Source organism: Enterovibrio calviensis DSM 14347, assembly GCF_000621165.1.
GTDB lineage: Bacteria > Pseudomonadota > Gammaproteobacteria > Enterobacterales > Vibrionaceae > Enterovibrio > Enterovibrio calviensis.
In genome coordinates this window covers 199,958-215,673 of sequence record NZ_JHZA01000008.1, presented here as the reverse complement: position 1 = coordinate 215,673, position 15,716 = coordinate 199,958, and the positions used below count along the sequence as shown (strand labels likewise).

The 15,716-nt window shown below is 47.6% G+C and carries 13 protein-coding genes; 7 read left to right on the top strand and 6 right to left on the bottom strand.

The features are described 5' to 3' along the window. Positions 1-61 precede the first annotated feature (61 nt). The gene (locus tag Q365_RS0107940; RefSeq protein ID WP_028022840.1) at positions 62-1,936 is read right to left on the bottom strand and encodes a DUF3413 domain-containing protein; all 1,875 of its coding nucleotides are present in this window, start codon (positions 1,934-1,936) and stop codon (positions 62-64) included. A 55-nt stretch (positions 1,937-1,991) separates the two neighbouring features. Next, on the bottom strand, positions 1,992-2,210 hold the full coding sequence (locus Q365_RS0107935; protein ID WP_028022839.1) for a YejL family protein: 219 nt from the start codon (positions 2,208-2,210) through the stop codon (positions 1,992-1,994). Between the two features lie 76 nt (positions 2,211-2,286). Here Q365_RS0107935 and yejK point away from each other — a divergent pair, with 76 nt between their 5' ends. The 7 genes from yejK (at position 2,287) to Q365_RS0107905 (ending at position 11,094) form a co-directional block, all read left to right on the top strand. After that, positions 2,287-3,300 carry a nucleoid-associated protein YejK gene (yejK, locus tag Q365_RS0107930; RefSeq protein ID WP_028022838.1) on the top strand — a complete coding sequence of 338 codons (1,014 nt, stop codon included), beginning with the start codon at positions 2,287-2,289 and terminating at the stop codon, positions 3,298-3,300. A 231-nt stretch (positions 3,301-3,531) separates the two neighbouring features. Further along, complete coding sequence (locus Q365_RS0107925) at positions 3,532-4,812, top strand: Hpt domain-containing protein (RefSeq protein ID WP_028022837.1); 1,281 nt, start codon at positions 3,532-3,534, stop codon at positions 4,810-4,812. Between the two features lie 42 nt (positions 4,813-4,854). After that, positions 4,855-7,311, top strand: a complete 2,457-nt coding sequence (locus tag Q365_RS0107920; RefSeq protein WP_028022836.1) for a hybrid sensor histidine kinase/response regulator — start codon at positions 4,855-4,857, stop codon at positions 7,309-7,311. After that, positions 7,196-7,729, top strand: coding sequence for a nitrous oxide-stimulated promoter family protein (locus tag Q365_RS27370; protein WP_322786733.1), 534 nt, complete (start codon positions 7,196-7,198; stop codon positions 7,727-7,729). The genes Q365_RS0107920 and Q365_RS27370 overlap by 116 nt, the downstream gene beginning before the upstream one ends. 365 nt (positions 7,730-8,094) lie before the next feature. Next, positions 8,095-9,081, top strand: a complete 987-nt coding sequence (locus Q365_RS0107915) for a TRAP transporter substrate-binding protein (RefSeq protein WP_028022835.1) — start codon at positions 8,095-8,097, stop codon at positions 9,079-9,081. 55 nt (positions 9,082-9,136) lie between these two features. Next, positions 9,137-9,694 carry a TRAP transporter small permease gene (locus Q365_RS0107910; protein WP_028022834.1) on the top strand — a complete coding sequence of 186 codons (558 nt, stop codon included), beginning with the start codon at positions 9,137-9,139 and terminating at the stop codon, positions 9,692-9,694. Next, a complete protein-coding gene (locus Q365_RS0107905) occupies positions 9,691-11,094 on the top strand; it encodes a TRAP transporter large permease (RefSeq protein WP_028022833.1) in 1,404 nt (467 codons plus the stop codon). Before Q365_RS0107910 ends, Q365_RS0107905 begins: the two co-directional genes overlap by 4 nt. A 112-nt stretch (positions 11,095-11,206) precedes the next feature. On the opposite strand, the gene Q365_RS0107900 is transcribed toward Q365_RS0107905, so the two are convergent. From Q365_RS0107900 to nhaC, 4 genes are all read right to left on the bottom strand, one after another. Further along, positions 11,207-12,331 (bottom strand): M20 family metallopeptidase, encoded by a 1,125-nt coding sequence (locus tag Q365_RS0107900; protein ID WP_028022832.1) that lies wholly within the window; start codon positions 12,329-12,331, stop codon positions 11,207-11,209. Positions 12,332-12,409: 78 nt separating this feature from the next. Further along, positions 12,410-12,871, bottom strand: coding sequence for a YjiG family protein (locus tag Q365_RS0107895; RefSeq protein ID WP_017007679.1), 462 nt, complete (start codon positions 12,869-12,871; stop codon positions 12,410-12,412). Continuing rightward, a complete protein-coding gene (locus Q365_RS0107890) occupies positions 12,871-13,596 on the bottom strand; it encodes a nucleoside recognition domain-containing protein (protein WP_028022831.1) in 726 nt (241 codons plus the stop codon). Before Q365_RS0107890 ends, Q365_RS0107895 begins: the two co-directional genes overlap by 1 nt. A gap of 269 nt (positions 13,597-13,865) precedes the next feature. Continuing rightward, positions 13,866-15,314: a Na+/H+ antiporter NhaC gene (gene nhaC / locus Q365_RS0107885; RefSeq protein WP_028022830.1), complete on the bottom strand. Its 1,449-nt coding sequence runs from the start codon at positions 15,312-15,314 to the stop codon at positions 13,866-13,868. Between the last annotated feature and the right edge of the window lie 402 nt (positions 15,315-15,716).

The following is a 15,716-nucleotide window of genomic DNA, read 5'->3' as shown; positions in this document are numbered from 1 at the left end:
AAACGTGACTATTTCAAGCATTTGGAGAAAATGAAGGCAGCCATTTAGGCTGCCTTATGCATCAATTTTGCTCGGGATGGTAGAAGCGTTTTAGCTCATGCATGACCTGCATAAGCACAGACAGTTGAGGCTTTCCTTCCGGCTGTAGCTTGTAGTTACTGTCGTAAATACGGTAGTTACCGAATTTGTCGACGACAGTGGTTTTGTCCGGTTGAACCACAACGATGTCTCGGCTATCGCCTGCAATCACCCATCGGCGTGGCTTATCTGCCAATTCAAATAGGTTACGGCCACTCGTATACATTTCAGAAGGGCTGTCTGTTGCAAGCATAGATTCCATCAAGGTGGGTACAATGTCCAAGTGCGAGCTGTATACGTCAACGTTGCGCGCTGCTTGATTAGGCCAATGGATCACCATAGGAACCTGTAACTGGTACTTGCTGTAGTTAGTGTTTGCGCCCCAGCTGTTAGAGCCGGTTTCATTGAATTCAGTACCGTGATTGGCGGTCACAACAACAATGGTGTTATCAAGTTGGCCGTTCGCTTCGAGCGTGTCGAATAGCTCACCCAGCAAGCCATCAACATAGTAGGCGGCATTGTTATAGCTGTTCTTGAGAACCAAGGTTGTGTGTTCGCCAACACTGGCTAGGTCGTTATCAAGAGATGGCTGGAACGGGCGATCGTAATCCCCACCTTGCTCGTACTCAGTGACACTTTTTAGCTCTAGGTAAGCAAACCAAGGTTTGGTGGTGTTGCCTTCTTTGATCCACGTGTCGAGGTTATCTGCGGCCATGTGATCAGCAACCCATGCTTCATTAGAGACGACGTCTTTGACCTCGTTAAGATGCTTGCCAAAAATGCTCTGATAGTAAATTGGATTTTCAAAATTATCGGCGCTGAATAAGCCAAAGCGATACCCTTTTTTGTCCAATGTATCAACGAGCAGAGGGCTAAGACCTTCTGTTCTAGCACTTTGTGCATAGCTACCAGGTAGGCCATAAAACAGGCCAAATAGACCCGCCATCGCATCATTGCTGGAACTGTAGTGATTCGAATACGTGACGTTGTCTTTGCTGAACTGACTTAAGTTTGGCATCACGACAGGGTCGAGCATGTCAGAACGCAGGCTATCAACCATCACGATCAGTAAGTTCTGATTGTGGTTTGATGCATCAGCAGCAAATGAGATTTTCTCTAATGGATAGCGAATGACTTCGCTTTCTTGATTACCCAATTCGTCGCGACGACGTTGATATTCTTGGCGATCAAGTAGTCCATATTTTTCCATGAAGGTTTTTGCCGTCATGGGATAGGAAATAGGGAAGTTAGAACGTTGTGCAGTGACTGGGCTGTATATGAACGCATCCGCCCAAATATGAATGAGGTGGCTGCCAATGAAGCACACCGCAAACACACTGGCAATCGGCACACCCACACGCTTGCGAGACAGTTTTCGGAGCTTACGCCAAACCCATTCCGACATGGCGATTTCTAGCAGGAATATCGCAGGAACAACCACAAACAGATATTGCCAATGGGCATTCATGTCTGTTTTTTCGCCGCTCAGCAGCAATTCCCAAACCAATGGGTTTAGATGAAGATGCAGAGTTTCAAAGGCGTAGATATCCAGCAGCAAGACTGTCATGCCTGCTGTTGAAACGAGAACGGCAAACAGCCTCATTAGTCGTTGAGACGGTATGAGGAAGCTTGCCGGGAAAATTACCAAAATGTAGACGGCAAAAACCAGAAAACCGAAGTGACCAATCCAAGTCAACAACTGGTAAGTTTGTCCGATCAATGTCTCGGGCCAGCCGGATTGCACTATGTAGCGCGTCCCCAGCAACATGGCTGCGATAATATTGAAAAAACTAAACCAGTGTCCCCAGCTAATCAGCTGTGACACTTTATCCTTGTACGTATTTCCGCTGTCTACCATAAAGGCTAATTCTTCTCTTTATTTTACAACGCGTAAGTTTTTCGACGCGGTCTTATTACTCTGTATCGATAGAAGACAGCAGAGCTTGAGCAAATTTTTCCGCAATCACTTTTCGCTGCGCAGCTGGCAGGTTGTTATTCATCAGATTAGTAGCGATGTTACCCACCACCATCAGCGAAAGGTCAGTCGAAGCTTTGTGCTTTTCAAGAACATTGACCACATCGCTCAGGATCTGTTCAACGTTTTTATCTTGATATTTAGAAGTAACAGGCATAGAAACTCTTGTCTTGTGTCAGCAGAAGCCGCGTATAATACCTCACACTTTAGTCTGACGAAAAATGTTTTCAATTATGAGCCTCACGCTTTCAAACGTTATTCTTCATCAACTTAAAAAAGATGGCGAAGATTCACTAGTCGTGCACCTGAGAGATCAGATGCTAACTCATTCACCTTCAACGGAAAATTTGATCAGCGAGATTCACCGCGTCTACAACGCAAAAGCTGCAAAAGGTTTTGGCCAATTTGCTGAAGAAAGCGAAGTTGCGAGCTGGTTGAAAGCATGTAGAAAGCAAGAACTCGATTTTCTGTCATTTTCATCGCAGTCAACAGAGCGATTAAAAACCGAATTATCCAAATATCCATTTGCGGATGAAGGGGTTTTGGTGATTGCTGAATACCGTTCATTGGCGACAGAGTATTTGTTCATTGGATTATTAGAATCCAAAGCCAGCATGAAAGTCACGGATGATCTGGAGATCAGCTCAACGGACTACCTTGACGTCGCCAAAATGGACATCGCTGCTCGTATCGATTTGTCGACGTGGGAAACTGACGCGCAATCGAATCGCTATCTGACCTATATTAAAGGCCGTGTTGGCCGCAAAGTGGCAGATTTCTTCTTGGACTTCATGCAAGCCGAAATCGGCATGGATACCAAGCAACAAAACCTTGTTCTAATGCAAGCGGTGGAAGACTACTGTGCAGATTCCCGTCTTGAGAAAGAAGAAAAACAAGAATACCGCAAGCAAGTTTATGACTACTGCAACGGTCAACTTCAATCGGGTGATGAAGTTATTGTCAAAGAATTGGCAAGCGAGCTTCCTAAGAATGAGCAAGGCGTCGATTTCTACCAGTTTGCTTCTGAACAAGGTTACGAGCTAGAAGAGAGCTTTCCTGCGGACAGGACGGCGATGCGAAAACTGACGAAATTCGTTGGCGGCGGCGGTGGCCTGTCGATCAATTTTGACAGCATGTTACTGGGTGAACGTGTTTTCTATGATCAAGACACTGACACTTTGACGATCAAAGGCACGCCACCGAATTTGCGTGATCAGTTGACGCGTCGTTTGAACACGGAAGAGTAGATCCGACGAACTCTCCATACTGATTAAACCGTGCATACGCCTCACTGCGCAACTTACGCAAGGGGTGTATGCGCAATCTTACAACTTTTGTCTTTTGTGTTTGCAAACTAAGGCAGATTGCCTAACTTAATTATAAGTGTCGTAAAAATGACGCTTCTTGTGGGAAAACTGGCGTGGTAGTCGCTTAGAGAAGAGTCGGTAAACGGTTAAATTAATGTACAAGGAACCATTGTGACGCCACTTCCAATACTGAATCAAATTAGCAAACGGCTCATGCTCATTGGACGTCAGAGAACGGCAAAGAATTGGATCTCTTTGTTGCTTTGGTGTGGCTTTGTTGTGTCGTTCACCTATGCATTGTTTTCTTATTCAGATATGAAGCATACCAAAGGTCATGCCACGCATATCGTCAAGTTGAACAATGCGGCACAACAGCTTCGGCAGACCGTTTCAGCATCAATGTTGAACCAAGACAATGAACGCAAGAATCTTGAAAAAGAAGTTCAGCATTTTCGCTACTTATTGCTTCGCACTAAATCACACACGATAGAAGATCGGTGGGACGATATACAACAGACCTTGCTTGAAGCCGATGCGTTTGTTGAGAATGTCGACAACCTGCTGGCGTCAATCTACGCAGTATCCAAAGTGACTGAGCAATTAAAGACATTAATGGATGCTCAAACTTCCCCTGAGTTGTCCTCAATCTATCAATCAATCGGTACCTATCTGTTGTTTGAACTTCATGGTTTCAACAACGGGGTAGATTCAGATCGTGTCGTCCGTTTTAATCGATATCTAGCGGATGTAGAAACCCAGTTAGCTCAGTTAGATAACAGTGTTGACCATCTAGGGTTATACGCGTTGTACACCAGTTTAGAGCGTATTAATCGCCAACTGGAAAGCGTTGATGAAGTGATTAATCACAAATTTGTTCGGTCGATGACACAGCAGCAAACCTATTGGACAACTCAGGTGCTGGCAAAGCTTGATACGACGATTTCAATGCTATTTTGGGCGTTCGGTATGTTGTTCGCACAGGTGTTGCTTCAATACCGTACTCAAAAGAATGCGGCCGATACAACACCAGCTAAACCATCCACTAAAGAGAGCGGCACAGAAGCAACAGCATCCTTTAAGTTTGTTGAGCCATCAGAGCCGTTGTTTGATGCCGGTGTGCTGAATGAGCAGTTAGACGGCGACAAAGAAGCCATGGATTCGGTGTTGACTATGTTTGTGGCAGAACACCAAGGGGATGCGGGCCATCTCGAGAAGCATATTAGTCAGGGTCAGATTGCACGTGCGCGAACGTTGATGCACAACCTGAAAGGCGTGTCAGGGAATATTGGTGCGCTGGCATTGCAAGACTTCTGTACCCATGCAGATGCAAAACTAAGAGAAGGGCAATCGCTCGATACTCTTGTCGTTAAGCAATTTCAAAAGTTGCTCAGTCTGACTATTCAAGCTGTTTTGAAAGAGATGGAACAATCTCATAAAGCTATCGTATCTTGAGGGTTTTGCGTGTTTGTAAAGGATTTGCCTTGGTATAAAACGATGAGTATTAAAGCCCTGTGGATCGTGGCTTTAATGTTGACTGTCGTCGTTATTACGATTGTCTATGTACTTGAAACCACTGGCGACAGTATGGTGCGAGAAAGTGCTAACCAACGTGTCGAAGCGCAGGTGGAAACCGTTGCGCAGACCTTAGGTCAATTGTCCAATAACGTTGAAACCATCGCTTTTTCTTTGGCCAATACCTTGTCACTGGACGATAGCGAAGAGGACATTGCGAAAAAGCTCTCTGCGATGCTAAACAATAAGAACATTAAGCGTATTGTTGCGAGCGGTGGCTTTTGGCCTGAACCCTACTTGTACGATGAAAATCGCTCGAAAGCGTCTGTGTTCATCGAATTGGGTGAAGGTGGCTTATATTCTCGTATCGATGATTACAACGCCGATTCTGCCGCACCTTATCAAACCGCCGAATGGTATGCGCCAGCACGTTACTCATTGGAAGAAGCGTATTGGTCAAGAGCGTATATCGATCCCTTTACCCAAGAACCCATGGTGACATGTAGTGTGCCGATTTTTGTTGGAAGCAAATTTGCGGGTGTTGTAACCATTGACGTTCGGCTCGCCAAGTTGCAAGCGTTTCTGACACGAAGTGGACAAAAAATTGGCGGGTACATGATGATGTTTGACCGAAGCAGTCGCATCATGTCATACCCTGACGCACTGTCAGGCGATCGACCTACTTTGTTGCCGAGTGTGCGAGAAATTGCCAACTCACAACCTGATTTTTCTGAGTTAGCGCTGGTCATTAGCCTTGCCACTCAAGGCGAACGCTTGGTCACTCAAAGTGATCCTAATTTGCAAGACATTGCAGAATCCATCGTTTCCTCTTCACCTGATATTGATCTTGGCTACGCGCTATCCGTTGCTACCGAGTTGGCGCCTAATTCTTCGGTTTTTCGGCCAACTGAACGGCTGTTTATTCACCGTCTTGACCACGACCCTATTTTGCAAGAGGCAACCGTAGTGTTTGGCCGGACATTGCCCGATACCGATTGGTTGCTGGTAGGGGCGTTGCCTGAACGCCTTCTTCAAGTTGAGGCGACCAAGCTAAAAAATGATCTATTTTTTGCGATGGCATTGGTCGCTATCTTGCTGGTGGGCATGGCGTATTTGGCAATACATCTGCAGATAGTCCGCCCAATGGCACGCGTTCGGAGTGCGTTGATTAGCCAGCGAGGTGACGTTCCTTTCGCACCTATCGATTATGCTGAGCGTGACGAACTCGGCATGTTAGTCAGCGAATTCAACCAACTGAGCACCAATTTGGTTGAGACGCGTGAGCGAGCCGTGGATGCTGCAAGGGCGAAGCAGTTATTTCTCGCCAATATCAGCCACGAAATTCGCACACCCATGAATGGTATTTTAGGCGCGTCATCCTTGATGCAAGATGAGCCGATGTCGAGTAAGCAGGCAGAGTATCTTTCAGTGATCTCGCATTCCTCGCGAGGTCTGATGTCATTGATCAACAATATTTTGGACTTCAGTAAAATGGAGTCAAACCATCTGAAACTAGAAGAGGCACCTTTCGACCTCGAACAGGTCAGCAGCTATGTTCGAGACCTCATGTTGCCGACTATCACGAACAAGCCTCAATTGGTGTTTGATCTTGTATACGAAGAAAATTGCCCGCGGCGCTTCTTGGGCGATGCCCATCGCATAGAGCAAATCGTACTTAACTTGGTGTCAAATGCGCTTAAGTTTACGGAGTCAGGGGTTGTTCGCCTTAAAGTGACCATGAACCAAAAAGGTGGGCGCTACTCTGGTGTTAGTATCCAAGTGTCAGACACCGGTGTGGGAATTCCTGCAGACAAATACAGTGTTATCTTTGATGAGTTCCAACAAGCAGATACATCGACAACTCGTAAGTTTGGCGGTTCAGGCTTAGGCTTGGCCATCACCAAACAGTTGGTTGACTTGATGGGGGGCGAAATTGCTGTAACCAGTGAAGTTGGCCGGGGCAGTCAATTTACCGTTATTTTGCCGCTTCACATTGAGAAAGACAGCGTCGATACCAAGGGACATGAGTTACTTAAGCAGCGCAATGATGCCTTTGCCGGTAAACACTGTCTATTGGTTGAAGACAACGCCATCAATCTGATGATTGCCGAGAAAATGTTGATGAAACTTGGTTTCTCCGTTGATAAGGCAACGAATGGTCTTGCTGCACTTGAGAAGACGAAAGTACAAGGCTATGACATCATTTTTATGGATATCCAAATGCCACTAATGGATGGCTTGGAGGCGACAAGACAAATCCGTTCGTCTGATAGTTTCAATCATCAAACTCCGATTGTCGCCATGACGGCTAACGTGCTGAAAGATGATATTTGGCGTTGTATCAGCAACGGAATGCAAGGGCACATCGGGAAACCTCTTAGAGAAACGGACATTTATACGGCATGTATTAAAGTGCTCTCTTCTGAGGTTGAAGCTTAAAATACTTTTTAGTTGCTATATTCGGCGGTTCAACGCGCTAAAGCTTGATCCGCATCAATGGTTTTTGCCTGAACCTGAGCAGAATAGCGCGCCTATGAAAACTGTATCGATAACGTCCGCGAAACGTCGCCAGCCTCTTTGGCTTGTTCGCGCTATGACGTCCCTATATTGCAAACATATTCACCGCGGCAGTCAGCTTTGTCAGCATTGCACGGCCTTGATCGCCTTCGAAGAGCAGCGTGTGGTTCAATGCTGTGAAGAGGGTGGAGGGTCTTCTTGCCGAGAGTGCAATCGACAGTGTTATCCTGATGCGACTCGCCTGGAAATTAACCACATCGTTCGCTGGGCGGAACCCAAGATGCGTTGGCGTCGACCTCTGATGGTTGCGAGATATTACGTTTCATCATTTTTTAGTTAATCCGTTCGTTTGGTTAATTGGCCGCAGCGGCAGTATCGCTGCGACTGATTTGTCACGTCTATAAAGGTGCGTCTGCACCTGTTTACCTTGATTGAACACCGCTTGAACCCGCGGCTTACATAGCCCTTTGGGGTTCGATTTTCATTACCCGCCGCAAGCATTTTTCATCATCGCTTAGCCTGATAGCGCTTAGAATGGGTGGGATTTCACCCATTTCTTCTTTTTCATATCTCAAATTTGTTTTGGGCTTGTTAATTAATTGTTTCCATTTCTCTTGATGTTCGTTTCCTCAGCTAAAGCTTAAAGGGAGCAAATACATTGCATGCTGATTTTGGCATGTACGACAAAAGGAAAGAGGATTCAGTATGAACAAGCTAAAAACGATGCTTTCAGCAGTGGCGCTTTGTGCGGGGATGACGGCATTTGCCCATGCAGCGCCAGAAACCATCAAATTCTCACACGTGGTTGCTGAAAATACTCCTAAAGGACAAATGGCACTGAAGTTCCGCGATTTGGTTGCGGAGCGCATCGGCGACAAATATGTGGTTGAGGTTTATCCCAACTCGCAGCTTTTTGGCGACGGTAAAGAAATGGAAGCCCTATTACTTGGAGACATTCAATTTATTGCCCCTTCTCTCTCCAAGTTTTCGAAATACACCAAAAAACTGCAGGTTTATGATCTCCCATTTCTTTTTAAAGACATGGAAGCCGTAGACCGTTTCCAACAGAGCGAAGCGGGACAAGCGCTGCTTGAGTCTGTGAAAAGTAAAGGGTTGGTGGGGTTGGGCTATTTGCACAATGGCCTAAAACAGCTTTCTGCGAATGATCCATTGCGTGTTCCTAGCGACGCTGACGGTAAGAAATTCCGCATCATGAGTTCTGATGTGCTGGCGGCACAGTTTGAAGCCGTTGATGCTGTGCCATTGAAAAAGCCGTTCTCTGAAGTGTTTACCTTGCTGCAAACTCGCGCCATTGATGGTCAGGAAAACACATGGTCAAACATCTACTCCAAGAAATTCTTCGAAGTTCAGCCGTACATCACTGAGTCAAACCACGGGGTGTTGGACTACATGGTGACAACGTCTACCGAGTTTTGGATGACATTGCCGGACGCAGACCGTGAAGTGCTTCAAAAAGCACTCGCGGAATCAGTCGCGCATGGCAATGCCATTGCTAACGATAAAGTGATGAAAGATCGCAAGAGCATCATGGAATCAGGTCGCAGCGAAATCATTACCTTGTCAGATGCTGAACGTCAGCAGTGGGTCGAAGTGATGAAACCGGTTTGGAGCCAATTCCAGAATGAAATCGGTGCAGAAATCATTGAAGCAGCTGTGGCCTCTAACCAGTAATAGATGAAGCCCAGCGCGGCACTGACGCGCTGGGTTGATATCTTGGGAGTAGAAAATGATTCGGTTATTACACCGTTTTGAAGAGGCTGGCATTGGTCTCTTATTGGTGACAATGACGCTGTTAGTGTTTTTTGAAGTGATACTGCGCTTCTTCTTCAATGAAGGCCTTTTGTGGGCGCAAGAGCTGACCTTATATCTATCGGCATGGCTTGTCTTAATGGGAGCGTCATGGGGGCTTCGCGAAGGTGCTCACATTGGCGTGGACGCTGCAATTAAGCATTTATCTCCATCTTCACAGAAACTCATCACCTTATTGGCTTTGGCCTTGTGCTTGGTTTATTGCGGCTTGTTTCTTTACGGTTCGTGGATCTACCTAAGCAAAATGAAAATGATCGGTATTGAAATGGAAGATATGCCGATTGAGAAGTGGAAGGCGATGTCCTGCTTGATTCTCGGTTTTGGCTTGTTGGCAGTGCGCGTTTGTACCATCGGGTATGAAGTGTGGACTGGAAACAGACAAGGGTTTGGGCTTATCGATGAAGCGCAGGAAAGCATGCACCTTGCCGAAGAGTTGGCGAATGAAATGGATGACAAGAAGGAGCGAAACCAATGACCATTGCTGCATTATTTGGGATGTTGTTCCTTTGCATGTTCATGGGAATGCCCATCGCCATCGCATTAGGTTTGTCGAGTGTGACGACCATTCTTATCTTTTCAAACGATTCATTGGCCTCTATTGCCTTGAAGCTGTTTGAAGCCACCAGTGAACACTACACCTTACTCGCGATCCCTTTCTTTATTTTGTCTTCTGCGTTCCTGTCGACGGGTGGTGTGGCGCGTCGACTGATCAACTTTGCTATCGATTGTGTCGGGCACATCCGCGGTGGGCTCGCTATGGCCTCTGTGATGGCGTGTATGCTATTCGCAGCGGTCTCGGGTAGTTCGCCTGCCACGGTTGCTGCCATCGGCTCTATCGTTATTGTGGGCATGGTGAAAGCCGGTTACCCCAAAGCATTTGCCGCGGGTGTGATTGCCAACGCGGGCACCTTGGGCATTTTGATCCCACCATCCATTGTGATGTTGGTTTACGCTGCTGCAACGGAAGTGTCGGCCTCACGCATGTTCATGGCGGGGTTTATTCCTGGGCTGATGATGGGTGGCATATTGATGGTGGCGATTTATATCGTGGCCTGCATTAAGGGCCTGCCATCTCAACCTTTCCCCGGTGTGATGTCATTGATTCATTCTGGCTTACGAGCTTTGGGTGGCTTGATGCTGATCATCATCGTGCTTGGGTCGATCTATGGCGGGGTTGCCAGCCCGACAGAGGCGGCATCGGTGGCGGCGGTTTACGCTTGGCTTGTCAGTGTGTGGGGCTATCGTGATATTGGCCCTCTCAAAGATGTGCCTTGGCGTCGCGACGGTGAAGGAACGGCAAGCATGCTGTTGAGAAACCTTGTTTCGCTGCCAATGGTGATGGTGAAGTCCTTTACTGACAAAGAAGTGAACCACGTGGTTCGTGATGCGTCGAAAGTCAGTATCATGCTGCTGTTCATTATCGCGAATGCCATGTTGTTCGCCCATGTGTTAACCACTGAGCGCATTCCGCATACCATTGCGGAAACCATTGTGGCGTGGGGCTTACCGGCATGGGGCTTCTTGATCGTGGTGAACATCCTGCTGTTGATTGCGGGTAACTTCATGGAGCCATCGGCTATCTTGCTGATCATGGCGCCGATCTTGTTCCCAATCGCAACGCAACTCGGCATCGACCCAATCCATTTGGGCATCATCATGGTGGTGAACATGGAAATAGGGATGTTAACGCCGCCAGTGGGGCTGAATTTGTTTGTGACCGCGGGGATCACGGGGGAAAGCATGGGGTGGGCGATACGTGCTGCGCTACCGTGGTTGAGCCTGTTGCTGATCTTCCTGATTCTGATCACCTACATTCCGCAGATATCGCTGTTCTTACCGGATTATCTCGACTCGCTTCGAGGGTATAAATCCTGATGTAACGACCAAAGATAACAAAAAGGGGCGAATTCGCCCCTTTTGATTTGTGCGTTTGCGTATGGCTACCCTGTATCGAAGCGGAGCAGGCGCGTAAACCTTCGGAGAAGACTTACTTCGCCAACTTCTCAAGCACGGCTTTCAGCAGCTTGATGCGTGGCTCAATAGAGTGAAGCTCAAGGTATTCTGCATCGCTGTGGAAACCTGCTCCGATAGGGCCCAAACCATCAAGGGTTGGTACACCTAAAACGGCAGTTAGATTCGCATCAGAGCCGCCACCTACTTCCTGCCAAGTGATGTCGATACCCAAATCTTTTCCGGTTTCTTCGATCATCGCCATGAGGCTTTCGGTTTTGCTCGTTGGTGCCATTGCAGGTTTGGTTGCTTCACGTACCAAAGATACGGTGACGCCATCAACAAACGGGGTTTCGGTCAATGCGCGGATTTTGCTATCCACAAGCGCATATTCATCGTTATCCCAGAAACGCACGTCAACAACTGCTTCCGCATGTTGTGGAACAATGTTCGCACCGTCGCCACCGTTGACAACACCGACGTTCAGGGTCGTGCCTGATTCGAAATCGGTCATTGCGTTCAAGGCTAGGATCCAATTCGCCATTTCAGTGATTGCACTGCGGCCATTTTGAGGTTCGTTACCTGCGTGTGCCGCTTTGCCGTGGAACGTCATTCTGTAACGCGCCATGCCTTTGCGAGCTTTTACCAATGAGCCATCAGCACGTGCTGCTTCTGCAACTAATACGTGACGCGCATCTTTCGCGACGGATTTCAGCCATTCTTCTGAGTGCAGTGAGCCAATCTCTTCATCTGGGTTCATGCAAACACAGATAGACAGCGCATCACGAACACTCAAATCCAGCTCACGCAGCGCGTACACCACGTTGAGAAGGCCTGACTTCATGTCAGAAACGCCAGGGCCATAAGCACGGTTTTCGTCCGTGGTCATTGGACGTTCAGCCGCTGTGCCCACAGGGAAAACAGTGTCCATGTGACCAATCAGCATCACATCTATGTGTTCTGCTTCAGGCTTGTTGCGGATCTCAAGGCCCACGCCAGCGATGCCACAATCAACACGTTTGATGTTCCAACCGCCCATGTCTTCGTATTTTTCAGCCATGATGTTGGCAATCACTTCGATGCCTTCAACGGTCAATGTGCCGCAATCGACATTGATCAGGGGACGTAGTTCTTCTAGATAGGTGTTCAGAGAAAAGTTCATAGCAACTCCGGAAATCCGTTTGGAAAGCAACGCCGAGCCTTTATTGAATGAGAAAGTGCTCGGCGTGAGAGAAAAGCGTTAAACCAGAATGTTCATCACCAACATTGCGCCAAGGGCATTGATCACTGAGATGATAACCATGGCTGGGATGTAGCGACCTTCAGTACCGATTGGGCCAAGGATGCGGCCAAGGTATTGAACTTGTGAACCCATGAGGTAGATAGCAGGGGCAAGAATGGCAATGTGTTCGCCATTAAGAATGCCTTGGTCAAACAGGCTAATAACAACGCCCACTGCACCGCCCATCGACATCCATGCGCCGATAAGCACTGCCGCCGCTTCGCCTGGAAGGCCGAACACAGCCATCACTGGCGAGAACAAGGTGCCCATCAGATCCAGTGCGCCAGTGATTTGAAGTGCTTTGATGATCACGAATGCCATCAGAACGTTTGGCACGGTTGACGTTGTTGCGATGTTCCAGCCTTTCTTAGCGCCTTCTACGAAAATGTCCGTCACCATCGGCTTTTTAGCTTCAGTCATTATGCTTTCTCCTCGGTTAGCGCATTGCCGGATTTGTCTTCTTTGCCTTCAGTGATGTTCAAGTAAACGCGGAACAGGTTTGCACCGACGAATTTGAATACGAACATCACGGCAACCGCGAGACCGATAGAGGAAGCAACAGCCAAAGAACCGTCCATCAATGTCAGGGTGAACAGCACCGCGCCTGATGAGAAGAAGTTCACGATCGCTGCACCTGCAGAGAATTGGAACATGGTGAAGATATCTGCTTCACGTTTGGTGAGGTGGCCTTCGTCTTTTAGCTGACGGGTCATGGCTGCACCCGCATCGGTACTTTGCAGCGATGCAATCAAAGCAAGACCTGTGTTACCAGGGATGTTCATCAGTGGACGAAGCAGTGGCGTAAGCAGTTTACGTGCTGCATCTAGTGCACCGTAGTGCTCAAGCACGTTGATCATGCCCAGAGCGAACATCACGGTTGGGATCAGTGTTAGGGCGAACAGGAAGCCGTCACGTGCGCCGCTACCGCCTTTGCCACGCATTGACGTGGTTGCCGCTTGGATGCCGTCAGCAGTTTCGTTTACTCCGTAAACAACGCTACCGAAAGAACCGTTCAGTGTGGTGAAGTCAAAAACGCCATACCATTCGTTAGATTGGAGTAATCCTGAAAAGAAAACGACGGCGAAGGCGAGGGCAAAGTAACTACCGATAGTAACTTTGCGAGTTTGCTCGCTAGGAGTGCTCATAGATACCTCATTGGGCTAAGTGTGTTTGCGTATGCAAAATGAAATCTGCCCCCATTCTCTTCTGCGAGGAATTCCGCACTTTGATTGGGGTCAATATGTGCTACTGAATTCAGGGGGATTTTCGTGGTTCAATCTAAATATGTGATCAAGATCGACTATGGTGAGAGAGGCAGATAGTCAGGATTTATAAGTGAAAACAAGGATGTAAACACTTTTCGAGAGATGTAAAAAAGGCAGCTTTCGCTGCCTTTATCAATGGCTTGTCGATATTACGCTTTTTGCAGTGCTGCAACGCCGTCTAGACTTGCGCTATCGGATGCCACGTCGTGCTGTTGATTTGGCTCAACAGGGTCAACAAACCAGCCAAGGTAAGAGGTCACAATGGTGACAATAATACACACGAAGCTCAGCCACATGAACGGGGCATAAGACAGCGTTGCGACACCTAAAATGCTCGCCATGTAAATACCGTTATCACTCCAAGGCACCATACCTGATGTCAGCGTGCCGCCGAATTCAGCGTTACGAGAAAGGTTCTTACGGTGGTAACCAATGCGGTCATAGTTTTTCGCACAAATCTTAGGTGTCAAAATTAAAGACACGTACATGGCCGAACCAAACACGTTACCAAGGAATGCGGTACCAATGGTTGAGGTAGCAAGGCTGCCCGCAGAATTCACTTTGCGCTCGAAAATCTTCGCGATGGTTTCAAGTACACCCACCTTGTCTAGCAGGCCACCAAAGCCCAGACCGAACACAATCACAGCCACGGAACCCAACATGGATTCCATGCCGCCACGGTTTAGGATGGCATCAATGAAGCTCACGCCAGATTCAATCTGGAACGGTGCCCATGCGGTGTTGATTGCAGCCAGCGGGTTCATGTCTTGAACCACGATAGCCCACACGATACCCAAGACAGAACCAAGCGAGATCACGGGGAATGATGGCAGACGGAGTGCCAGAAGCAACAACACAATGCCCACAGGGATAAAAGACATGGGTGAAATCACGAACTGCTTGTCCATCGCTGCAATCACGTCGCTCACTTGCGCCATGTCAACGTTGCCAGCGTAGTGCAGGCCAAGCGCGGTGAACAAAATACCTGTGATGATGTAACTGATTAGTGCGATTGGCAGCATGCCTTTGATGTGCTCAACGATTTCTACACCAGACATCGAAGACGCAAGGATCACGGAATCAGACAGCGGAGACAGTTTGTCACCAAAGTAACAGCCCGATAGCACAGCACCTGCAGTGACAGGGGCTGGAACACCAAGACCTTGGCCAATACCCATCATCGCGATGCCAGCCGTACCCGCTGCACCCCATGATGTGCCCGTCGCCAGCGCCGTTAATGAACAGATGATCATAGTGGCAGCGAGGAATATGGATGGGTGAATCGCTTTCAGGCCATAGTAAATGATGGTTGGAACGATACCGCCCGCAATCCAAGTGCCGACAAGCGCACCGACGGCCAGAAGGATCAAGACTGCACCTAGGCCATTTGCGATGCCGTTAGTCGCGGCTTTTTCAAGATCTTTGTATTGGTGGCCTAGTTTGATACCCAGACCAATGATGAGAAACCATCCAATATACAGCGCAAGCTGAATGGGTAAATTGAGCTTCGCCGTGAAAGAGAATGCGAGTAAGAGAAACAGACCAAGCGCAGCGAATACTTGGAATAGCGAAGGAAGTCGCGCCGAGTGTCTTTGCATATTTCAAACCTATTGTTTGGGAGCCAAGAGACTCCTGCCGTTGAAATATCCTTATTTGGGGCTATCAGTACTGCCTTCCTGGCGGCGAGGCATACTTTAGCGAAAGAGGCCGGAGTAGGTGAACAAGTATTTCGAATTATGTGACTTTGCAGTCTCGGGTGTTATTTTTCATGGTTTTCTGTATCAAAATGATGGATTTGATGTGGTTTTTTGTGGGTGGGTTGTGTTTATTGTCTGTTTTATAGATGTGTGAATATTTGTAAATTCCTATGATTAATATCTTCAAAATTTGGCTTTATTTAGATCATGGTCTTCCATATGACATTAATTGAGTGATTCCATCTAAAATAGCGTTTACGTTGAGGTTGTTGGGTTAGAAAGGCTTATGAAAACAGCGACTAA